Annotated in this window: 19 protein-coding genes and 1 pseudogene; 6 read left to right on the forward strand and 14 right to left on the reverse strand. The window is 36.3% G+C overall.

Annotated elements, in window-relative coordinates; translation table 11 throughout:
- Nucleotides 1–1,883: 1,883 nt before the first annotated feature.
- The 5 genes from F886_RS13735 to F886_RS13755 all read right to left on the reverse strand — a co-directional run bounded on the left by F886_RS13735 (nucleotide 1,884) and on the right by F886_RS13755 (nucleotide 7,635).
- On the reverse strand, nucleotides 1,884–2,912 hold the full coding sequence (locus F886_RS13735; protein ID WP_005306398.1) for a Csu type fimbrial protein: 1,029 nt from the start codon (nucleotides 2,910–2,912) through the stop codon (nucleotides 1,884–1,886).
- Nucleotides 2,903–5,311: a fimbria/pilus outer membrane usher protein gene (locus tag F886_RS13740; RefSeq protein WP_081402275.1), complete on the reverse strand. Its 2,409-nt coding sequence runs from the start codon at nucleotides 5,309–5,311 to the stop codon at nucleotides 2,903–2,905. Before F886_RS13740 ends, F886_RS13735 begins: the two co-directional genes overlap by 10 nt.
- A gap of 40 nt (nucleotides 5,312–5,351) precedes the next feature.
- The gene (locus tag F886_RS13745) at nucleotides 5,352–6,059 is read right to left on the reverse strand and encodes a fimbrial biogenesis chaperone (protein ID WP_005306403.1); all 708 of its coding nucleotides are present in this window, start codon (nucleotides 6,057–6,059) and stop codon (nucleotides 5,352–5,354) included.
- 84 nt (nucleotides 6,060–6,143) lie between these two features.
- Complete coding sequence (locus F886_RS13750; protein WP_005306406.1) at nucleotides 6,144–6,671, reverse strand: Csu type fimbrial protein; 528 nt, start codon at nucleotides 6,669–6,671, stop codon at nucleotides 6,144–6,146.
- Nucleotides 6,672–7,203: 532 nt separating this feature from the next.
- Complete coding sequence (locus F886_RS13755) at nucleotides 7,204–7,635, reverse strand: hypothetical protein (RefSeq protein ID WP_005306409.1); 432 nt, start codon at nucleotides 7,633–7,635, stop codon at nucleotides 7,204–7,206.
- A 467-nt stretch (nucleotides 7,636–8,102) separates the two neighbouring features.
- Here F886_RS13755 and F886_RS13760 point away from each other — a divergent pair, with 467 nt between their 5' ends.
- From F886_RS13760 to F886_RS13770, 3 genes are all read left to right on the forward strand, one after another.
- Nucleotides 8,103–9,776, forward strand: a complete 1,674-nt coding sequence (locus F886_RS13760) for an FMN-binding glutamate synthase family protein (protein ID WP_004791750.1) — start codon at nucleotides 8,103–8,105, stop codon at nucleotides 9,774–9,776.
- Between the two features lie 210 nt (nucleotides 9,777–9,986).
- On the forward strand, nucleotides 9,987–11,042 hold the full coding sequence (locus F886_RS13765; protein WP_005306411.1) for a linear amide C-N hydrolase: 1,056 nt from the start codon (nucleotides 9,987–9,989) through the stop codon (nucleotides 11,040–11,042).
- Between the two features lie 62 nt (nucleotides 11,043–11,104).
- A complete protein-coding gene (locus F886_RS13770) occupies nucleotides 11,105–11,599 on the forward strand; it encodes a hypothetical protein (protein WP_005306413.1) in 495 nt (164 codons plus the stop codon).
- Between the two features lie 55 nt (nucleotides 11,600–11,654).
- Here F886_RS13770 and F886_RS13775 read toward each other — a convergent pair whose 3' ends face one another.
- The 5 genes from F886_RS13775 to F886_RS13795 all read right to left on the reverse strand — a co-directional run bounded on the left by F886_RS13775 (nucleotide 11,655) and on the right by F886_RS13795 (nucleotide 15,964).
- Nucleotides 11,655–12,683 (reverse strand): alpha/beta hydrolase, encoded by a 1,029-nt coding sequence (locus F886_RS13775; protein WP_005306414.1) that lies wholly within the window; start codon nucleotides 12,681–12,683, stop codon nucleotides 11,655–11,657.
- The gene (locus tag F886_RS13780; RefSeq protein ID WP_004791740.1) at nucleotides 12,683–13,804 is read right to left on the reverse strand and encodes a YdcF family protein; all 1,122 of its coding nucleotides are present in this window, start codon (nucleotides 13,802–13,804) and stop codon (nucleotides 12,683–12,685) included. The genes F886_RS13775 and F886_RS13780 overlap by 1 nt, the downstream gene beginning before the upstream one ends.
- Before the next feature lie 4 nt (nucleotides 13,805–13,808).
- The gene (murB, locus tag F886_RS13785; protein ID WP_005306417.1) at nucleotides 13,809–14,843 is read right to left on the reverse strand and encodes a UDP-N-acetylmuramate dehydrogenase; all 1,035 of its coding nucleotides are present in this window, start codon (nucleotides 14,841–14,843) and stop codon (nucleotides 13,809–13,811) included.
- Nucleotides 14,844–14,862: 19 nt separating this feature from the next.
- Nucleotides 14,863–15,366: a low molecular weight protein-tyrosine-phosphatase gene (locus F886_RS13790; RefSeq protein WP_005306419.1), complete on the reverse strand. Its 504-nt coding sequence runs from the start codon at nucleotides 15,364–15,366 to the stop codon at nucleotides 14,863–14,865.
- A 370-nt stretch (nucleotides 15,367–15,736) separates the two neighbouring features.
- Nucleotides 15,737–15,964, reverse strand: coding sequence for a tautomerase family protein (locus tag F886_RS13795; RefSeq protein ID WP_005306423.1), 228 nt, complete (start codon nucleotides 15,962–15,964; stop codon nucleotides 15,737–15,739).
- Nucleotides 15,965–16,026: 62 nt separating this feature from the next.
- Between F886_RS13795 and F886_RS13800 the strand changes: the two genes are divergently transcribed.
- Nucleotides 16,027–16,497, forward strand: a complete 471-nt coding sequence (locus tag F886_RS13800) for a winged helix-turn-helix transcriptional regulator (protein ID WP_005306425.1) — start codon at nucleotides 16,027–16,029, stop codon at nucleotides 16,495–16,497.
- An 85-nt stretch (nucleotides 16,498–16,582) separates the two neighbouring features.
- Here F886_RS13800 and F886_RS13805 read toward each other — a convergent pair whose 3' ends face one another.
- Together F886_RS13805 and F886_RS13810 are read right to left on the reverse strand one after the other, a co-directional pair.
- Complete coding sequence (locus tag F886_RS13805; RefSeq protein ID WP_005306427.1) at nucleotides 16,583–17,356, reverse strand: DUF4882 family protein; 774 nt, start codon at nucleotides 17,354–17,356, stop codon at nucleotides 16,583–16,585.
- A 419-nt stretch (nucleotides 17,357–17,775) separates the two neighbouring features.
- Nucleotides 17,776–18,135: a YcgJ family protein gene (locus F886_RS13810; RefSeq protein WP_212749663.1), complete on the reverse strand. Its 360-nt coding sequence runs from the start codon at nucleotides 18,133–18,135 to the stop codon at nucleotides 17,776–17,778.
- A gap of 301 nt (nucleotides 18,136–18,436) precedes the next feature.
- Here F886_RS13810 and F886_RS13815 point away from each other — a divergent pair, with 301 nt between their 5' ends.
- Complete coding sequence (locus F886_RS13815) at nucleotides 18,437–19,594, forward strand: iron-containing alcohol dehydrogenase (RefSeq protein ID WP_005306431.1); 1,158 nt, start codon at nucleotides 18,437–18,439, stop codon at nucleotides 19,592–19,594.
- Nucleotides 19,594–20,028, forward strand: coding sequence for an acyl-CoA thioesterase (locus F886_RS13820; RefSeq protein ID WP_005306433.1), 435 nt, complete (start codon nucleotides 19,594–19,596; stop codon nucleotides 20,026–20,028). Before F886_RS13815 ends, F886_RS13820 begins: the two co-directional genes overlap by 1 nt.
- A 48-nt stretch (nucleotides 20,029–20,076) precedes the next feature.
- On the opposite strand, the gene F886_RS13825 is transcribed toward F886_RS13820, so the two are convergent.
- Both F886_RS13825 and F886_RS20570 read right to left on the reverse strand, forming a co-directional pair.
- Nucleotides 20,077–22,305, reverse strand: a complete 2,229-nt coding sequence (locus tag F886_RS13825; RefSeq protein WP_005306435.1) for a phosphocholine-specific phospholipase C — start codon at nucleotides 22,303–22,305, stop codon at nucleotides 20,077–20,079.
- A 315-nt stretch (nucleotides 22,306–22,620) separates the two neighbouring features.
- Nucleotides 22,621–23,505, reverse strand: a pseudogene (locus F886_RS20570) (DNA polymerase III subunit gamma/tau); the annotation flags it as partial.

The raw sequence follows: 23,505 nt of genomic DNA on the forward strand, positions 1-23,505 counted from the left end.
ATTTTAATAAATTATTTTAACAATTAATATTTAGCTGGCTTCATGTGCCGTAAAATCTTTAGCAAAGCACTCCTCAAACAGGTAACTTTTATATAAATTAATCTTTCCAGTGAATTTACTAAAATTCAGGTTTAATTCAGTTGTATTTATTATGATAAAAAATTAAGTGCATTATTAATATTATTGTCCATATCACTACATGGAATAGCAGGGATATAAATAAGTCCAAGAATAGGAAGCACCTCTTATAATGTTCCCCCTAGACACAATTATATTAATAATTGTTGTGGGACTGGAGCTTTATACTTTTACTATAATCACTATTAAAATGGATTAAACGGAGATCAACTGGTGAAAAAAACCAATATAGTCTTGATGACTGAGATAGGGCACTTCTAGGATGTGTGATGGTACCAATATTTGTATGCGCATCAATCTTTGAAATACTTCAAAGTATAGGCGGATATCAACTCATAAGAGACTCTTGGTATATTGTATTTATATTGTGATTTGGATTTTTTTTAAGAACAACCTAAATAATTATCTAATTTATAAAGCAAAAATCCCACCAACAATTGATATATATAGTGTGGCTTCCTATGGGGTAATATATTTGGCAAATTAAAAGATCCGCATATAAAAAGAGACTAAACTTAAAAACAAGAAATTTTAGTATAGTATTTAAAAGGAATCATACATAGATATTTATTAACAATTACAATTTAAAGATATTAATACTGGTACTTATAATTAATATCTAATACATAGATGAAATACATCGCCCTAACACAAAGAGCGTAAACAAGAAAATATAGATATGATTTTCATTTCAAATGACATATTCGCATTCTTACCTGTCTCGTGCTCCTTTCTTTTTATAGAAAGATAACCCTTCTTATTACAAAAAGTAAAAAATATAATCATAACAATTATTCACACCTCTTCTCCTAGAACTAAGGGGGGAGGGAAGTAATCAGAAAGAAAAGCAAAAATGCGATGATTCTATCAATAATCCATTCACATCAGAATATTATCTTTTCCTTTGCATCATAAGCCTTGCTGTAGTTGTTATTTAAATTTCGTGTAATTATAAATACTGATTAACTACAGACTCAACTAACATTAGCCCAATAAATTTAACTTTTTTGGATCAACTCACAACATCATTTAGAACTCTATCCTAAAAGTATGGGCTGAACTAAAATGTGAAAGCCTATTTCATTTTTCATAAAAAATCTAAGAAGAAAACACCTTTCTCAATAGTCTACAAGTGCTTTTCAGTCTCAATAAAATACGTGCTTTTTCTAAATTAAGTTATTAATTTTTAAAATATTAATAAAAAAACAAAACCCACAAGCACACTATAAAAAAAGTAGAATCCGCCGAGTCTGGTTTGGATTGTAAGTGGTTGGAACAAGTTGTAAACCTTAGTAGTTTCAATAGGTTAAAATTCGAGATCATTGTATATTCAAAGCATCCCAACCCCATAATTTTAACACTTTGTTTTCCAATACAAATAACTAAATTATTAATAACCAACTTCGCCTCTAAAAGCTTTTTTTATTGATAAGAAAGACTAAATGAATATAAGACAACTGTAATTTAATTTGTACAATCTGTTAACTTGTGTAAAAATACATTTAATATTCATAAGGTATTTATTCATCAGATGTTTTTTCTTATTTTTTTAATTTGTCTTTTTCTATTTTTACTTATTCTAAAACAACATTACCGTTGATCCCCTTTTTACATCTATCTTTTCTTTAAAAGCTTTTACACCATCTTCAAATTAGAACAATTAAAAAATCAAATCAAAATCTCATGACTATTCGCATGAGCAACCCAATATAAAAACAGACTCAATATCAAATTCCAACAGATTATTAATAGGTTACTGTAACAACTATCGTATCTGAGTAATTACCAGGGGTTGTTGAAATAGCTGTACCCTGCGGAATTTTGCCATAGACATTTGTACTTTGGGCACTGCCTGAGCCTGTTTTAGAAACACCTCCAGAGCCTCCAACTACGGTTACACCACCAGTGGTGTCCCACACCGTACCATAAGTTGATTCCTGATATAGCTGGTAAGGGATATATTGACTACTACCATTTGTCATACGCCTAAAACCGCCAGCAATACGGTTAATTCCATCACCCAAGTAAATACTATATGAGGTGCCATTGTTACACGTCGTATTCACCGCACCTTGCGCAGTATAATCACGACTCGTCGTACCAATATCATTGATATTACCAAAATCTACATTTGATGTGGAATCTAATTGGCACAAACTCGGTACAACATAATTAGCAGTGATAGTGGTATTGCCTGAGTCCCATCCTCCACCACTATTTCCTTCACAGACAGTACTAGAGCTTGCTTGCATATCCCAAAAAAGCTGAACTGTACCCGTATATGTCCCTTTAGGATAGGCAATAAGAGACCCTGTGCGGGCTGGGACTTTTACATTTACCGAGTAACTAATAATATTATTTGAAGCGACCGTTCTCACTGGCCCATACCAAACATTTGAAGTTTGGTTAGTGGTAGAAGAACCAGCACCGCCTACAGTTGCAGTTACCGTATAAGGTAATGAAACGCTGTTATTAGTATTTGTGGTTCCCGTAAATACAGTTTTCATGCACATATAACCTGAAATTTCAGGAGTAGTACGCCCTCCAAGACAGCTAATCGTGCCAGAGAAGTTGATGTTTGCGTCACTATTAATGGTAGCAGCCGTATAGGTATACGTACTATTAGTTGTCCCCGTTACCGTACAAGCCGCATGTGCAGAGCTAAAAAATGCATATAATATAAAAAACAGAACAGGTGCTAAAATATACTTTATGGCCAATGAAAACTTTTCACTCTTCATCCAAAAACTATGACTCGCAGTAGTTATCGACATAGATAAGGCCCCAATTTTTTAGCACTGTATTGCTTATTTTCATACGCAAAATTAACTTGGCATGCGCCATGATCCAGAAGATCGACTTCAAGCTTGTTTTGCTTTAATAGGTTTTGAATAAATACTTCACCGTCATAGCCAACTACCCCATTTTGTTGCCCATTAATGCGAACTGTATAACCTGGTAATAAAGGTGAATTATTCGCATCAACAAGTTTCACTAATCCGGAAATGACCTGATGAGCGCCGAAGTCAATCAAAGCTCCTTGGCGATAACCAACGAATGCTGTTTGGTTAGTGGATTTAACATCCCACTCTAAAGGTAAATATGATGGATCTAGATAGATATGATGAAGCTGATAGGGTCTTAAATTTGCAATTAAGAATCGACCAGTTTCATCAGTTGCTCCTAAATTTACCCCGCCATTTAAAATTTGGCTTTGTGGCCCAGCATTGGTTACAACAGCGTAACCATCTCCAATTTCATTGGCCGCAAAAAGCCGCCCTGCTGCCGCAACCAATGATCCTGTCGCTGAAACTGCAACTTGATCGTTATCCCCAATTCGGTTGTATCGACCAGTTAGGTAAGCTGCACGAGCACGGTAAGAGGCATAGACCGATGCATTGTTCTGATTCGCATCCTGATCACGCTCAACATAGCCTCCCCAGCCAAATGCACCAATTTGTGGATCGCTAAATCCATTTATTTCTTGTCTATAGGTTGTTTTACCACTTTCATTAGAAATACTTGTAATCGCATTGACTCGGCTAGAGGGTGTGTAGCGCAGCGCAAAGTAAATGCCATAGTCTTTTTGGTTTTCATAATCTTTATATGCTGATGCATAAAAGCCCCAGTTTTTGTTCAGACTCCCACTTAGGTTTGTAGAGAGTAATTTATAAGAATTGTCGCTATATTTGATCTGGTTATAACCCAAATAAACGCCATAGCCTGCGTAAAAATTATAGTTAATTCCTGCTCTAAAAATCTCATCTGCCAGCGCACTGTAGCCTAAATAATTTTTGGGTTCATCATCGGATTGATTATCTTTTAAATATCGAATTTGAGACACGCGGGCAAGGTCAAAGTAATTATCAAATACCTTACGGTAACTGGTATTAAACGAAATGTTCTTACTGATACGTCCTTCTAAGCCAAGCAAAGCAGAATAACCGTTTTCATCTTTATACTGGCTCGCTGCGATGTCAGCATTAATCACCCCAAAGCCAAACAGGTTCTTGGCAAAACCAGTGCCCAGATTTGATAAACCATCTGTTGAAGCCTCTGCACCACCACTTAAGGTCAGTGAGTTGCTGTAACCATATCGAATCGCACCCGAAGCAAAAGTGGCATCATCATAATCGTTTGAATACAGCCCGTAGTTATAGCGTGGAATACCGACATCTACTGAAAATTCATTAATGCCTTTTGCCAGAATTTTGGATGAAAAATAGTAAGCCTGTTTTGTAATGCTCTGCTGACCTGTTGCATCGGTAGTCACAAGGGTAACTTCATTGCCTGAAATAAACGGGAGCTGCTTAATATCAAACGGGCCTGATGGTACAAGCCCTGAATAAATCTTTTGTTGGTTAACGTATAAATCTAAAGTCGAAGGCAATGCAGCCGAGCCGGAAAATTGTGGTAGTGCCGAGGTGACAATATCGCCACGTTGGGTGTAAGCACTCGACCACTGGAAACCTGCCAGACGTACACTGCTACCCCAATCAGAACTATTGGAAATAAAATCCCCTAAGGTATATATCCTGATCTTTTCAGGGTCTACGTACTGCCATTTACTCTCTAAGCGCACCCATTTTTCATGGCTATAACTCGTTTCATTACTACCGTTATATAAAACGCCTGAAGAAAAGTTACCAACTGCGCTGTTGAAGATCCCTTCTGCCGAACCTGAGAAAACATTCTCGTCATTGGTTATGGTGTTATACAGACTATAGTTCAGAATAGCCGCGTTTAAGGGCTTCATTTTCAGCAAATGAGGGCTGGTGACCTGCTGGCCATTTAAGTCAACTGAATAATCCGTCAACATGTTCGACGGAACTTGTAAATTTAGAGCCTGCTCATTCTCTAGATATTTAAACTGGATTCCTCTTAGCTCATCAATACAGACCCATTGGTTATCAGGAGTCTGTTCATCCATTTTCACCCTTAAAACTTTCAAGTCACGAGAACGGATATACAGCTTTCTGTCTTGATCTTGGCGCACCGAGATCAAATCTGTTGAAATACTCGAATTAATAGAAATCTTTAAGAAAAGCTGTGTGTACGCCTTATCAGAGATGAATACCTGATGAGAAGAGTTTGTAACTTCCGGAATACTTGGTAAAGCAGCATTGGTGCTATCTTGCAATGATTCAGCAAAAGCATGAATCGGCAAGGACATAACACATAAGGCACTTACGAGATATTTCATGTGTGCCTCTTTAAAGAGATGTTTGCTTACCGTTAATATTCAATGAAATATTATATTTATGATCCGTTTGAAATTTAAAATCAGGGCTAATATTAAAATTTCTTGCTTTGCCAGCAAGAATATAACCATTCACCGTATTTACTTTAATGGCATAGCTTTTATTCGCTGTTGTATCAACAAGCACTAAATTGCTTAAAAGTGCATGTCGATTTCCAACATTACTAATTATAAGAGAGGAATTATTTTGCTCTTGTTGTATTGACCAAGTAAGTTTAGTAATTGCATCTTTATTGACTACAAATAAAGGCAATGACGAACGTAGTAGTACGTTAACTCCCTGATCCACTTTACGGTTATCAATCGGTTTTGGTAGTTCATCAATAATTATACGATAGGTTTGTTCACCAGAAACTGATACTGGATTAATTCTAACTACACGTAAGTTATAAGAATCATTAGGTTGTAATTTCAAAAATGGTGGACTAACCGCGATCTCATCTGTAGGTATTAATTGATCTTGCCCAGCATTTTGGCGCCATTCAAATACACGTACCTGCAAATCACTACTTTCATTTGACTGGTTATACAAACTAATTGAAGAAGCAGATTGATCGTTTAATATTTCAACGCTTACAGGCGAAAGACGAATTGATGCAGCGTTCAGCATACTAGGCAAAAATAACAATAAACTTGTAGTAACAAAGATATTTTTTCTCATGATTTGCCCAGAACTACTTTTCTCAAATTAGGCTAGCTCTCTAAATCAAGAGCTAGCAATGACACAATAAAACTTATTAAAAAATTAATAAGTTACGGTTACTGTTACTGTGTCAACATAGCTACCAGCACTTGGTAAAGTTGAACCAGCTGGAATACGACCATAGACGTTAACTGTCTGTGGCGTACCAGTACCAGTACCGCTATAAGCAGTAGTTGCAATACCAATCGCTGTTGCACGGTTAGTGTCAGAGAAAAGGTTGTAAGGAATATATTCGTTGCTAGTTGCACCACCAATCATACGACGTTGAGTCGTTTGAGCATTTTTGCCAGCATCAAAAGCTAAAGTCCATGGCACAGTGTTGTTACATAAAACTTTAATTGCAGTGCCACCTGTCGTTGTGGTGTCTGCATCTACGTTGCTCGCAAGAGAACTTAAAGTACCAAAATCTAAAACTGCGTTAGCTGTTGTACCTGTAGCTGAAGTATTCAATACACAGCTATTTGTAATTGTTGCTTTAACAGTCAAAGTACCTGTTGCAGTTGCAGCATTTGCCGCATTGATAGACATTAAACCCAAAGTAATTACTGATAAAATGAGAGACTTTTTCATGGTTAAAAACCTTTTTACATTACGCCAATAAAATTAATAGATGTAAAAACTAGCCTTCCCCATCACAATCACTAGCTTTTCTGATTGTTTTTTCAAAGCGTTATTTTTTTACTCTACTTACGGCGCATAATACAAAAAAACAACAAAAACACTAACATAACTTTCATTCTAAATATCAATTAATAATTCAACTTCTGATGAATTTCTCAATTATAAAAATTTTTATGGTTTATCACGCTTTTTATATCGATTTTCGATACTTTTATCTAACTTTTGTTAGTTTTACTAAAAAAATTATAGATTTTCATTAGTTAAAGTTTACCATCACTTTTAGTATTTTATATTTTTTTAATTTTTGGTAAAAAAATAATGAACAAAAAGTAAGCTACTGATTGTTCTATATATTTTAAATGAATAAGAAAAGAATATTTTATGAATAAGAAATCTAAGTAACTTATCGATACTTCTAAGATTTTTTAAGAATTTTCAGCACTTACACAATTTCCCTTTAAAAGAAGAAAGTCCTGCTATCTTAACTATTTCTAAAAATTAAATGAAAAATCAAGCCAATAAAACCACCTCCTATAGCAAAACCCAATTGTATATAGGCTTTACCATACCAAGCTAACTCTCTGAATTGATAATCTGCACTTTGCGACCCAATTACTAAAATATTTTTAATGTCCCAGCTATGGAATCCTTTAGGTCTTTCTGCAAAAAAATCTAGAATAGGTGTAAACCCAAAAACAAAAAAAATACCCAGTAAGGGATAAACGATAAATCCAGGAAAAATAGGATTATTCTTCCTTTCCCTAGAGTCGAATATTAAAGTTGCAGCAACTAATATACTTTGTACTAGAGCGACTTTTTTAAAAGTATCTAGATCAAAACCGAGATAGAACATTAAAGTTAAGAAAAAAACCCCTGTGAGAAAAATGGAGCAGATTAATAGTTTCCAATTCATTTCAGTCCTTAAATGATTTTTTAGAATCTTATATAGTTGTAGTAATGTGTATTAAAAAAATATTTCAATTTATTTATATTAGCAAAAAATAATTAAATAGCACAACATTAATTAAACCAAAAAACATACAAATAAAAAAGTTATTATTAATTAAATCTAAAGTTAAATTTAATTAATTCACATCCCTTTCGATGAAAATACTTAATAGAAATATTCTTTATTACAGCTAAAAATTTATAAAATATATCAATTTAATAATTAAGTATTTGATAATTTATTTAATCTCCTAAACCTCCAAATTAGATATTAATAATCGCTTAAATACTTTCTTTAAAAATCTATTTCTAAATTGAGTGAGCCACAGCTGTACTGTTTATTTTCTATTGAAACTAACAATTCCACACTTGTAGTTTCACTTGCTTCTTGGCAAGGTATGTACCAGTAAAACATTAGGAATTTGTTCCAATATGGCGAGTCCAGCACAAATCATTCGACATAAATTTCTCAATACATTCTTTTCGCGCCATTCTCTCTGGTTCTTATGTATTTTTACTGCACTGAGCATTACATGGTTTCGAACCGTATACACCCCTCATAGTATCTATTATTTTATTTCTGATACTCTCCTTAACGGGTTATGGGTGCTTACTGGTGCACTAAGTTTATTAGGCCTTTACGATGTTTTGCAGAATAAACATTCAATTCTAAGAAACTACCCAATTATGGGGCATTTCCGTTTTTTGTTTGAAGATATACGTCCAGAAATTCGCCAATACTTTATTGAAGCGGATCAAGATGCTCTACCTTTTTCTCGTATGCAAAGAAGTCTAGTTTATCAGCGTGCTAAAAATGAAAATGCAGATAAACCATTTGGTTCAATCATTGACGTTTATCAAGAAAATTATCGATTCATTGTCCATTCAATAAGCCCTTGTCCACCAGCAGATCCAAAGAGCTTTCGTATTCAGGTGGGTAATGCACAATGCCTTCAACCGTATAGTGCATCAATTATGAACATCTCTGCCATGAGCTTTGGTAGTTTAAGTGCCAATGCTATTCGCGCGTTAAATAAAGGTGCGCAGTTAGGCGGGTTCTATCATGATACTGGCGAAGGTAGTTTAAGCCCTTATCATCTGGAAAATGGCGGTGATATTGTTTGGCAAATTGCCAGTGGTTATTTTGGCTGTCGTACTTTAGATGGGAAATTTGACGAGCAAAAGTTTGCCAAGCAATCTCAATTACCACAGATTAAGATGATTGAGCTGAAGCTTTCCCAAGGTGCAAAACCAGGTCATGGTGGAATTTTACCTAAACATAAAATTACCGCAGAAATTGCTCAAATCCGTGGTGTTTCTCGCGATCATGACTGTATTTCTCCTGCAAAGCATTCTAGTTTTTCTACTCCTATTGAAATGATGCATTTCTTACAGAAATTGCGCACATTATCTGGAGGTAAACCAGTTGGTTTTAAACTGTGTATTGGTCAGCCTTGGCAATTCATGAGTATTGTTAAAGCAATGTTAGAAACAAAAATTGTTCCTGACTTTATAGTTGTTGATGGATCTGAAGGTGGTACAGGCGCAGCGCCAATTGAGTTTAGCGACAATATTGGTACTCCATTACGTGAAGGCTTACGTTTTGTTCATAACACCCTTGTGGGTGCAGGACTAAGAGATCAAGTTAAGATTGGTGCGAGTGGTAAAATCATTAGTGCCTTCGATATTGCCAGTACTTTTGCTCTAGGTGCAGATTGGGTTAATTCAGCACGTGGTTTCATGTTTGCTGTTGGATGTATTCAGGCACAAAGCTGTCACACTAACCAGTGTCCTGTAGGTGTTGCAACCCAAGATAAAGACCGTCAAAAAGCAATTGATGTACCAACTAAATCAGAACGAGTATTTAATTTTCATAAAAATACATTGCATGCATTATCAGAAATGATTGCTGCGGCTGGTTTACGTCACCCTTCTGATATTAAAGCTCACCATTTGGCTCAGCGAGTAAACGACCGTGAAATTAAGAACTATGCTCAATTGCATTTTTTCTTAAAAGAAGGCGAACTTTTACAGTCTGAACTTAATAATGACGATGATAATTTTTATTATCGGATGTGGAATATGGCAGATGCTAATCACTTTTAATTTATATTAACTTGATATGTTGAGCATTACATTTAGAGTGTGATGCTCTTCCATATTTGAATTGAATATGTGATTTCCCCTCAAATTTCATTCCCCTTTTAATTTGTCTTTAATAGATTTTTCACTTAATATAAAAGTATAAATAACGTACACAATTTAATTTTATTTAATAAAAATTTTTTAATGCTTATAACAAGAAGGTATCTCATCATGTTGAAAAAAACATTCATCTCTTCTTTTGTCGCACTAGCAGTAGGTTTAAGTAGCTATGCTGTTGCTTGTACACGTGCCGTATATTTAGGCAATAACCAACATATTATTACTGCTCGCTCAATGGACTGGAAAGTTGATACGGGTACAAATTTGTGGATTATGCCAAGCGGGGTTAGTCGTGACGGTAGTGCAGGCTCCAATTCAATAAAATGGACGTCTAAATATGGAAGTGTAATTGCCACAGGCTATGAAGTTTCCACAACAGATGGAATGAATGAAGCTGGCTTGGTTGCTAACATTTTATGGTTAGTGGAGTCTCAATATCCAGATGTGAAAAAAACGAATAAGCCTTTACTTAGTATTGCAGCTTGGGCTCAATATGTACTCGATAATTTCGCAACTGTCGATGAAGCCGTTAAAGCATTAGAAAAAGAACCTTACACGATTGTGACCGATAATGTCCCAGGCGAAACACGCCTCACTACCCTACATTTATCTATTTCTGACAAAACAGGTGATAGCGCAATTATTGAATATATTGGTGGAAAACAAGTGATTCATCATAGTCGCAGCTATCAAGTCATGACTAACTCGCCTACTTTCGATAAACAACTTGCACTTGCCGAATATTGGAAACAAATTGGTGGAACAATCATGCTCCCCGGTACAAACCGAGCATCTGATCGCTTTGCACGTGCTTCTTTTTACATTAATGCAATTCCTAAAAATGATGATAGTAAACAGGCTCAAGCCTCTGTATTTAGTGTCATTCGAAATGCATCTGTTCCCTATGGACTAAATACTCAAGAAGAACCGAATATCTCTTCAACTCGCTGGCGAACTGTGGCCGATCATAAACAGATGCTTTACTTTTTCGAGTCAGCACTATCACCCAATGTGTTTTGGGTTGATTTGAAAAAGATTAATTTTAAAGATGGTAAAACTCGTAGACTAGATTTAGGCCCCGATCAAAGCCATATATATGCAGGTGATGCCACTTCTTCTTTTAAAATTGCAAAACCATTTGTATTTTTAAGCCCATCTATGCGTTAATTTATGTCAAAATTTACTACACTTAACATAAATAATATTAAGCATACTCTCTTGGAATTTATATGATGAAGAAATCTCTACTCTTATTGGGTTCATGTCTACTTACAGCGGCTTGTAGCACCACACAGGTTAGTACAACAGCTCCTAAAGAGGTAAAGACAGCGGGTCAGCTAAACTGCTCACCAACTGAACTATGCCCAAGCTTGCTCGTGAAATGGAACGAGAATCAAAAAGATCAGCTTCGTGTAGATGTTCATTTAAGTAGTAGTTATAACTTTTATGATATTAACGAGTTAACATTTGATATTGATGGGAAACGATTTAACTATCAACCCGCTCAATCAACTGAAAAAACGAATGTGAGCCGATTAGTTCCTAAACATTCTACAACTTTCTTTATTATTCCAAGTAAATTCTTGCAAGAGTTTAAAAGTGCTCAAAATGTAAACGTTTTGATAAAAACGGATAAGGGAACAATCGAACGCAATATGTATAGTCCACAAAAGCAGTCTTCGGTTTATAAAAACTTTATGCAGCTTTATCAAAATTCAAAATAAAGTACAAAGATTAACTCATGCATCTATCCAATTTTTTGGATAGATGCATTATTTTTTAATAATAAAAATGTTTTGGCTTCGCATGTAAAAATGCTGGAATCAATCCCGTTAAAGCTGCACGTATATCTGCACGCTCATTAATTAATTGATGAGACCCTTCTTCTAGCATTAATAACGTTTGTAGTCTAAATTTACGACGAATAAATTCAATGTTGTAACGCCAATCAACTGTCTGATCGAGAGCACCTTGTGCAAGCCAGACAGGAATACGACAAGCTGGCCGCTCTTCCATTTCTTGCATCCATTTAGACATTGCCAAAATCCAGTCCATGCCCATCATTCGAGGTTGTAAAGGATCTTTTAAACGAATGAAACGTAAAAATTCAGGATTATGATTATTACGTCTAAAGTGTCTTGGTACTTGGCGCTTAATACGGCGAATAATGCCCAATCCAACTGGGTTATGCCACCATGCTGTTTTTGCAGGACGAATCAAAGGAGAAAGTAACAAAACTCTATCTACAATCGGATCTTGGCGTTTTTCAGCATATTCCAATAAGTGATGCATCCAGATTGCACCACCCGTACTTTGACCAATTCCTACCCAAGGTTTCGGTAACTGATCTGCATGTTTTACATATTGATAAACAGCCATCAGAACTTGTTGATAGTGATCAAAATTTTGAATACTTGCTGGTGAGCCATTGCTTAAACCATGCCCTGGTAAGTCATAGGTAATGACACTAAAGCCTTGTTCAAGAATTTCACGAATAATAGGCTGATAAATACCACTATGCTCAAGATAGCCATGTAATAAGCAGACAGTACCTTGTATTTTTTCTATTTTAGGCTTGAAAACTTGCACATGTAATCGGAATAAAGGCATTTGAACATAGCCCTGCCAATGATCACATTCAAGTAAATGCAAACCATACAACTTACGGTAAGCCAGTAAATCTCGAGACGGTTCTTCTAATGTATTTAAATTAAGTGGACTTAAAACCTGTGGCGTAAGATCACGGTTAGGAACCGGCAAATCTAATTGTTTTAATACGGCAGGATTGAGAAATGGGATATCTGACATTAAGGTACCTCTCGACAATCACTTGAGCCAAACAACATGTCGCGAATTGTCGCAAGTAATTCATAATTTGCACGACGGCTATGATCGTAATTTTGCACACTTGGTTGCCAGCGTGTCAGTGGTGTTGGCATTGGAGCCACAACAGGAATGGTTTCAATACCATTTAAAGCAAATAGTCGACGAGTACGCGGCATATGGTATTCATCTGTAACCAACATGACCGTCGGTGCTCCACCCTTTTTCTGAAGCAAGAGAGAACTGAATCTTGTATTCTCACAAGTATTCATACTACGTTTTTCTAGTAACTTTGCATCAACTCCGCGCTCTTTTAACCAAGCTTGCATATAAGGTGCTTCAACACCGCTAAGTACAATAGGAAGCTGATTTTGTTTTTCAACTTCTAAGGTTTTTTCCAGTCTCAAGCGTGTATAACCATTAACTACAATATCTTTTCCATTTTTATCAAGAGTCAAACCACCACCTAAAACAACAATTGCATAAGGTTGTGATAACTTTTTAGCTGGAGCTGGTAAAGGATTTTTACGAACATACTCGATTTTCTGTTCAGGTTCGCTAACAGCTTTTTGATGTTCTGGCACTACAGGTTTTCGTGCTAAAAACTCGGTATATTGCTCTGTAAGGGCCTTATTTTCTGAACTATTAATAAAGAGTGCTTCATCAATTGGGCTACTTGCTTCATCAGCAGCATCAATTTCTGAGTTTTTCACGACTAAAGGAACCGTTACAGAAGCGGCTGCCTCTGAATCTTGTTCCTTTTCTTCTAAAAGAATAATTTGCTGCAAAGCCTTATAGTTTTCTTGAAGATAGGTCAGATCTGTTGTCTTTTTTTCACGTAAAGCTTTTTCAGTCAGCTTTAAATACGCTTGACGAGCAATCCATAGATTTGAACCTGGCTCTAAATTATCATGTTCACTTAATGCAGCTTGTCTCTGACTTTCAGCGGCGACTTGATTCACATCAACCGGTACAAAATAATTAAGTCCAGCTACAATTAATTTTGAATAAAACGGCGAATATAAAAAAACCACGAAACAGCCTAATAGTACAAATAGCACGGTGACTACTTGTACTAAACGTACCATTAAGTGTACTTTTGGCATAAAACTATTCCGTATGATTTTCAATTAAACCTAAACTGTTATAAAGCACAGGCTCTGGTTCTAACATAATATGGAAACGCTGTTCAACATCATGTTGTACAGCCTGATAAGTTTTCTTTACATCAGTAAGAGATGCATTGGCATAATTCACCAAAACTAATGCCTGTTTATGAAACATCCCCACCATATCGAGTTGCTTCCCTTTCCAACCCGCCTGATCAATTAACCATCCTGCTGCAATTTTAACGTTTCCACTGGCTTGAGGATAATGTGGAATTGTTGAGAATTGTGTGATTAGACGTTTAAATTCTTGAGGATTAACAATCGGATTTTTAAAGAAACTACCTACATTTGGATACTCTTTTGGATCAGGGAGTTTACTTTGGCGAATATGGATCACTTGATTTTGTAAGTTCTCAGCAGTCTGATTGTCTCCCACTGCTTGCTTCAAATCACCATAGTTAAGTTTTAAATGTGGCTGTTTAAGTAATTTAAAAGTGACATGCGTGATGATGTAACGGTTCGGATCATCTTTAAAAATACTATGGCGGTAAGCGAAATGGCATTCGGCTGCTAAAATTGTCTGAGTTTCTTTTAATTTACGGTCATACACTTGTACCGACTCAATAAACTCACCGACCTCTACCCCATAAGCACCAATGTTTTGTACAGGTGACGCACCTACTAAGCCTGGAATAAGTGCTAAATTCTGTAAGCCAAACCAATTCTGCTTTGTACTATATAAAACAAAATCGTGCCAAACCTGCCCTGCACCCACTTTAACCCGAACGAAATCATGATCTTCAGATAAAACTTCAATTCCTTGAATATCAAGATGAATCACTAAGGCATTGATCTGCTGCGGCAACAACATGTTACTACCGCCCGATAACACAAGTACATTTAAATGATGCTGCTTAGCAAAATCCAAAGCTTCTTCAATATCCTGAATATTACCGACTTTTGTGTAATGTGAAGCTGTTGCATCTAAACTTAATGTATTGAATGGTTTAAGCTGTATCTGATTCTGAATTTGCATTGTGTTGAAAAACCTATTCTTAAACATTCAATTGTTTTTTTAAAATATTAATCCACGCCAAACTACTAGACTCACATTGGTCAAGTACGCGCTCGAAGCCATCAGCACCACCATAATAAGGATCAGGTAAGGCTTGTTGTAGATATTGAGGATCATGCTCACTCATTAAAGCTACTTTTGCACGAATTTGATGAGTACCAAACTGAGAAACCGCGCTTTGTAGCATGTCATGAATATCATCAAAGTTTTGGTGATCCATTGCCAAAATCAAATCAAACTCTAAAAAGTCTTGTGTTGAAAGCTGCCTTGCACGTAAAGACGACAAGTCATAACCTCTTTTTTTAGCGTGCAACTGACTACGCTGATCAGGTGCTTTATTTGGATGATAATTACTCGTTCCAGCTGAATCGACAATGACATTAAGTTGATGTGCATCACAATAATGTCTGAAAACCACTTCAGCCGTGGGAGAACGGCAAATGTTTCCTAAACAGACGCATAACACCTTATATTGTGTTTCCATTAGAAACTACTTCCAAACATTTGAATTAAATAGAAATTAATATGGAGCATGTAAAACCCTGACAAAACTATCAATGATTGTCAGAATCGAATTGACCATTATGACGTGTTGCATTTTGTCAAAACTCACATGGCTTGAAAAGGAAAATAATGTTTATCAATAGATTAAAAGTTGATAAATCAGCCGACAAAGTAGCTGACTTTCTAATTTTGAATAAAACAATAAAGCCCTCCGAAGAGAGCTTTTACAGCAAAGCAGACACTTACATTATTAATAATTATATCAGCTTTACATCTTAAAACAGGTTAGCAAATACTTAACTTGCAACTTATGATTTTCTAATACAGCTTTAGTAAAAGGCCCAAAATAATCATTTAACGTTGCTAATTAACTCAATCATTTCCTTCGTTGGCCTTAAGCTACCTAATTGCCACTGTTCAGGTGGATGTTCATCAATTCGAATCCATACATGCTCTTGAAAAGCTGGATTTCCCTTTCCTTCTATCTCTACAAATAAATCTGTTATTCGTTTGAAAAGCTCGACTTTACTATCTTTATCTAGTAAACCCTCTATAGTTTGTATATTTATAAATGGCATAATGCTACCTGAATTAAGTCTAGGTCTAAATTATAGACCCATGTTAATTGGAGCTCCCTAGAATGTCAAATATTATTCCAGATCAAAGATTTTCAGTAGATGTATGTGGAATCTTCAAAATTGCGGAGATATTGAACGATAATTGGACGATCCTATTGTTGAGAGAAGCTTTTTACGGCGTAACGAAATTTAATGATTTTCTAGAAAATACAGGTATATCGAAGCAAATTTTATCTAATCGTCTAAAACACCTCATCCAATTAGAAATATTTGAACTATCAATTTATAAAGAAGTGGGTGTACGAGAGCGCAAAGAATACTTACTCACCCCAAAAGGTAAAAGCTTAAATATCGTTTTGCTTGCCATGCTTGAATCTGGTAGTAATTTTATTGAAGCAGATAAAGATGTCGTAAAAATTTTTAAGAAGAATTCAGATGATCAACTCAAATTAAAGCTTGTTGATTCATCTAATCAAGTCATAGATCTTAATAATCTGGAACTGAAACTCATTCCTCGCAGAAATAAGGAATAATTTGTTCTGTTCATCTCACTTTCGTTTAACTGTAAAAGCCACTCGAAAGTGGCTGATGAGAATTTTTTTAAATTTAACAGAATTTTTACAAAGCTACTCCACAAATATCCTTAGTACCTGTTGGATAAGTTTGTGTAATTTTTGATTGATCAAGTAGAAACTCGATCGAAACATCTTTATTCGCATCAGTTGCTGCTAAATCAAAATAATTTGAAGTTAATGAAAAATATAGGTTATCGAGTTTAGAAGGAAACGTTGCAAAATAACCTTTGTTAACCCCATTAAAAACTAAACCAACTTGATTAGAGTTCTGATTAATATAGATACCAATTTTTTGGTAGCCATCGGAAGTAATTTCCGGAGCTAAGTTAAAAAGATCAGAAACTACCGCGCTATCATTTGATGTAGTTTTAATATAAAAGTTATTAACCGTAGGACCATGTTGATAAGCCACTATAAAATGTACAGCCTTACCGTTCTGCATGATTCCACCAGATAAAGCCGGGAAAATATTTACATAACCAGTATTGCCTAGGGTAGGAACTTTAATTTTATATTCAAAAGCTATTATTCCGGTTGTCGGTAATATTTTATCACCACGCGTATAGAGTGAAGCTTGAGAATCATTTGCGGCTAATGCTCTAGTAAGATAGTCCTGACTGTAAGCCATATAAATTGGACTTTGTTGAGAGGTTTTATAGGAAAACTTATTTCCCGTAATAGTTGGGAACTTCTGAACAGAAGTATTACCTAAAGATTGTAATTGAGTTAGCGTTGCATCAAAGTTATAAGTACATTCTGCAAAAGTACTCCCTATTCCACCAAAGCTCATTATTGTCGCTAGAATTATCTTTTTCACATCATTATCCTGTTTTTATTTTGAACACTTAGTATAAACAAGTAGGTAAATATTTTTATAAAATCCGATAAGTGACAAACATAAGCGTAGTTAACTATTTTGAATAACATCTCTGATTTTCTAATTAATTCATTAATTATTTTGCCTTACTATTCATCCATGATAATTAAGGATTTAATGTGTTAAGAGTCCGCATTAATTAAAACAAATGCTACCGCAATCATAATTGCAAGCCCATAATTTTTTAAATGCCAATAATACAACTTATCAAACTAGTTCTTATTGATATATTCAAAAAACCTAAGTAAAAAACTGATTTTTCAGAGCTTGGATAATTTTTAATTAGTAATCTATTTATCTTATATTATCTAAAGAAAAGCCCAAATATTATGGGCTTTTAAGCAACATGAAGACAAAAATCATTTATTTTTAAAAAGTTTATCAGTCATAGTTCTATCAATCTTGCTACGGTGCCCATTCTCAAAATATCGATCGACATGGCATAGTTTCGTTTTGGTATCACAGAACACACCATTTGAGAGTGTAAATGCTGATGTATCAAAATCGCCTTGAGAGAATGCTCTGTTGGCTTTCTGAGTTCCTAAGTATTTGGCGGTAAGTTTTTTAGATACACCCTTCTTGTCAGCGCAAATATATTTGTCACAAATTACACCCTTTTTAGGTGAATAGACGCTAGAGCTAGTTTTAGCCATTACTGCGGAGCTTAGCATGAAGCAAGTGCATCCAATAACACTAAGTAAAGTTTTAGAAATTTTCATTTTTTGAACCGAATAAAATTATAAATTGTTAAGACATTATATGAATTAGCAGCCTTCAGGAAAATCTACTGAACAGTATAAATAACAAAAAGCCCACCTTTGGATGATCTTTTAAATTACTTGCATGATCTCCGTCTATCATCTGACTCTAACCACATGAAAATAGTGGCTATCTCATATAACACTCAACATAATCGCCTCAGAACTACTTTATTTTAAGGTGTCTTATGCTAAGTTATTTGAAGATTGAATCTTATAGAACCGTTCAACAATAATTTTCAAAAATAAGGAAATAATGTATATGAGCCATTTTCAATTTCAAACCGTCCCAAATATCATCTCTGGCTTAGGCTCTATACAAGAATTACAGAATGTTTTGTCTTCAAAAGCTTACCGTAAGCTATTGCTAGTCACTGATTCTGGCATGGTCAAAAATCAATTACACCAACCCATTCTTCAAATTTTAGATACGCTCAATATTGAATATGTCATTTATGCAGATGTTCAGGCTGACCCACCAGAACAAGTCGTTTTAGATGCAGCCAATTATGCGAAACAGCAAAATGTAGATGCCATTATTGGTTTTGGTGGTGGCAGTTCTTTAGATGTTGCAAAAGTAATTGCTTTACTCGCCCACCCCAACCAAACTCAAAGTTTGCAAGACATGTATGGCGTAAACCAAATAACAACAGCTCGCCTACCACTTATTTTGATTCCAACGACAGCTGGTACAGGTTCAGAAGTAACGCCTATTTCAATTGTGACTACTGGCGAGACAACAAAAATGGGGATTGTCTCTCCAGTACTATATGCCGATACAGCAATTCTTGATGCTACTTTTACTCAAAACCTTCCAACACATATTACCGCTGCAACAGGTATCGATGCGATGGTGCATGCTATTGAGGCATATACCTCTAAACACAAGAAGAATATATACACCGATATTTTAGCTAAGAATGCTTTGAAGCTACTAAACCATAACTTACCGAAAGTTCTTAAAGATGGTAATGATTTAGAAGCAAGGCAAAACATGCTGTTCGCCTCGATGCTTGCAGGTCAAGCATTTGCAAACTCACCCGTTGCCGCTGTGCATGCTTTAGCTTACCCACTTGGCGGGCATTTTCATTTATCGCATGGGCATACTAATGCCTTAGTGTTGGTTGAAGTATTAAAATTTAATGCACCAAATGCAAAAAAATACTATGCGGAACTGATGCAATGGCTAGATCCATATAGCAATGGCAGCACAGATGGTTTGTGTGATCTGTTTATTGACCATATGCAGAATCATTTAGATCGTAGTGGTTTGGTCTTAAAGCTTAGAGATTTGAATATTGAAGAGTCTAGTCTACCTAAGCTTGCTCAAGATGCCATGCTACAAACTCGCTTGCTACAAAATAACCCTCGTGACATGACAGAAGCTGCTGCTTTGGCAATTTATCAGGCGATTCATTAATGACTAAACCAGTTTTAAAAACTCGCGATCAATTTAAGTTCTTTTTAGATATTCAAACGCGCTGGGCAGATAACGATATCTATGGTCATGTTAACAATGTAACTTACTATAGTTATTTTGATACGGCAGCAAATGCTTTACTCATTCAAAAAACAGGTTTTGATATTCATCAATCACAATCAATTGGCTTAGTGGTCGATTCAGCTTGTAGTTTTTTTCAGGAATTATCTTTTCCCGAAATTATTCAGGTAGGTGTTGCGATTGGTAAAATCGGTACCACGTCACTGCGCTATGAATTGGCAATCTTTAAACAAGGTCAAGCTCAATCCTCGGCTCAAGGACATTTTGTGCATGTGTTTGTTGATCGTGAAACGCGTAAAACTGTTCCAATTTCTGAGTCTACTCGTGACGTTTTAGAGAAATTTTTATTATAAAAAATGAGGCAAAAAGAAAATGAGCTATTCTTTTTGCCTCTTTATCATTTAGACCATTGCTGGGTCGCTAAACGAATCTTCACCTGTTTCAACCCGACCAGAAAAGCGTCGATAATAAGACACATCACTTTGGCATGTGATCTCAAAATCATACCAATGGCCTACATCAGCCAAAGCCCAATGTTGTTTAACAACTTGACCCGCTTTGACCGTAAACTGCAACGGAGCATCCTGTCGGTATGCGCATGGTTTTACCGTTAATATTGCATCCTTAGCCCCGTCATTCATAAGCTCTACATAAACATCACCATTAGCAATGTCATAACACACTCGAATTTCAGGTTTAATTCCACTATCGATAATACGTTGAGTATCACCTTTAAAATGACGATGATAACCATTTGGGCCTAACACCCATAAATCATAACGACCTAAGTTATCTTTTAAAGCATCCCATTCATCATCTAAGGTTTTATTCGGCTCGACAATATAACGCTTTGGAATACGGTCGAGATTGAGCTTGTCATATACATGAAAAACCGCCGCTTGCTGACCTGTATTAGAGAAAATCAATTGCACCTTTCCATCCGCTTTACAACGCGCACTGGTATGCAACTCATAAGGCAATGCTCGTGACAGACGTATACCACTTTGCTGAATCGGTAACTTGCTATCTGTTGGTACTGGAACAGCAGGTAAAGCCTCTTGATTCTCTCTTAATTCATCTGCCTGTAAACGTGTTTGCTTTCCATTGAGCTGCGGTAGAACATCTGCATTTGGTGTTTTAAAATTAAATGCGCTGGTTAAATCACCACACACCGCACGGCGATATGGACTGATATTTGGCTCTTTCACACCAAAACGTTTTTCTAAAAACATTAGCACGGACGTATGGTCAAAAACTTGAGAGTTGACCCAACCACCGCGGCTCCATGGAGAAATCACATATAACGGAACACGAGGCCCTGGCCCATAAACGCGCCCATCAGGTGTAGGCTGAGAATGGCTTCCCTGTGGTGCAGCATGATCAAAATATTCATCCTGCATGTCGGCACTGCTTAATGTTGATTTCCCTGCGTATTGACCATTTGTAAGTCGAGATGGCGCAGATGGTGATGGTACGTGGTCAAAATAGCCATCATTTTCATCAAAATTGATAATCAGTGCTGTTTTACTCCAAACCTCTGGCACAGCAGTTAATGCATCAATAATTTCTTGAATAAACCACGCCCCTTGAACTGGGCTTGAAGGGTCTGGATGTTCACAATAAATTGACGGCGCATTAATCCAAGAGACTTGCGGCAATTTGCCTTCCCGAATATCTCGTTTAAATGCATCAAGATATTCTTCAGGTTTATTGCCTGGTAAAGTATTTGCGATGCCCTTATAAAGTGGATTTTTGGCGTTATCGGTCGCAGCGTCATAGGCTTTATACGGTAATTTTTGTCCCGTGTCGGCATATGGTTTGTTCGGTTCACCACCACTTGCAACCGGATAGCCAGATGCAATATTTGCCTTTCTAAATGAGCGGAATGCACCAAGCATATTATCGCCCCATTCATCTGGCATATTTTGATAACAAATCCAGTTTACACCGGCTTCTTCCAAACGTTCTGCATAAGTCTTCCACGTATAACCACGATCTGCTGTAGCTGGATTACCATCAATCCAGTCCCATTCATTATTTACAAATGATCGCTTGGTTGGTGTTGCCCCATTCGTGCCTGTTAAGTGAAAAGACCGATTCGCATCTGTTCCAGTGTGCATAGAGCAATGGTAGGCATCACAAATCGTAAAAGCATTTGCAAGCGCAAACTGATATGGAATTTCTTTTTCTTTAAAATATCCCATTGATATATCGGTTTTATGGGCTGGCCAATTCGCCATACGCCCATTGTCCCAAGCCAACTGACTGTCGTTCCACGTATGAGGTGTGCCATCTGCTCGCTGTGCATTATTGGCTGTACCATCTAAATGAAATGGCGTTAAAACTTGCCCATTACTTCTGAGTTGCTCCCATACACGGCGGCCACTTGGTAAAGGAATCGTAAAACGATCAGCAAAACCTCGAACACCTTTTAACGTACCAAAATAATGGTCAAAAGATCGGTTTTCCTGCATTAAAATAATAACGTGTTCGACATCTTGAATTGTGCCTGTTTTATTGTTTGCAGGAATTGCCAAAGCTTTTTGAATACTAGATGGGAAAGCCGCCAATGCCGCAGCACCAAAGCCCATATTTAAAGAGTAATTTAAAAATTTACGGCGTGTAATCATGATCAGGTTCTTTTTATTATTTAAGTTTATGGAGCGCAGCGCATTACAGGCTTTTTACCTGTGTCTGGTGCATTTGAATTATCATTTGATGAGTCGTTACAGCCACTCAGCAAAAGTGCGCTGATCAATAAAAAACATGAATATTTAAAAGAAGTTATTCCTGCGTATTGCCTTTTCATGTCTATGTACAATCCATTTAAAATCTAAAATGGCTAACATAGAAAAGTACAATGACAATGACGTGACCTGAATGTTTCAATCCCGTGAAAAAGCATGGAATTGTATATTTTCCAAGCTCATCACAGGACTAAAAAGTTAAGGCTTTAATTGAATATTTTGTAATTCGCCATCAAAGGTCTCTATGAGGCTTTTAATGACTGGCTGCTGTTGTAATAACTCAGCTGCTCTTTGAAAGGCTTTTTCTTTACGCGCGCTTTGAATGATATATGGTGTAACCGTATTTACAGCACCATATTCAACTGTAAATTGGGTATCAGGCCATTGCTCATTTAATGCATCAATAAGACCTTGTTGTAATTGAGTCAACATATTTTCATATTCTTGAGGAATATGGAAAACTGTATTGCCACCAATTTGACCTGTCATCACGCCATGCTGAGCAAGCTCTTGAACGGCTGGAGAGAGTTGACTAGTTCTAAACCAATATTCCCATTTTGCTAGTGTCCACTCGCCGTCTAAGGTTTGCGTAGTTAGCTTCAAAATGTCTTGAGGCATAAGCTGCCCGTTATCAGTTGCACTAAGTTCTTTTACAACTTCGACCTTCTCAATCGCCTCTGGGGTTTCCACCAGTAATGGTTGCTCGACAACAGATTCTAAGGCTAAATCATTAGTAACGGGCGTATCTTGGGCAAGTGAAAAATCAGTGCTAGGTGCTTCAAATAAACCTATAGACTCAGCAGTGAAAGTTGGTTCAGGTTCAATACTTCGGGCTTGGGTTTCAGCCTGAACTTGTACTGACTTTTGTTCTGGTACAGGAATAAAATCTTCCTCCAGAACATTACTTGTCTCTTGAACAGACGCTGACTCAAATCCGATTAACTCATGATGATTTGGATCAAATACCATTAAGTCCTGATTAGACTGCGGTTCAGGTTCAGGTTCAGGTTCAGGTTCAGGTTCAGGTTCAGGTTCAGGTTCAGGTTCAGGTTCAGGTTCAGGTTCAGGTTCAGGTTCAGGTTC

The organism is Acinetobacter sp. NIPH 542, from assembly GCF_000369825.1.
GTDB lineage: Bacteria > Pseudomonadota > Gammaproteobacteria > Pseudomonadales > Moraxellaceae > Acinetobacter > Acinetobacter oleivorans.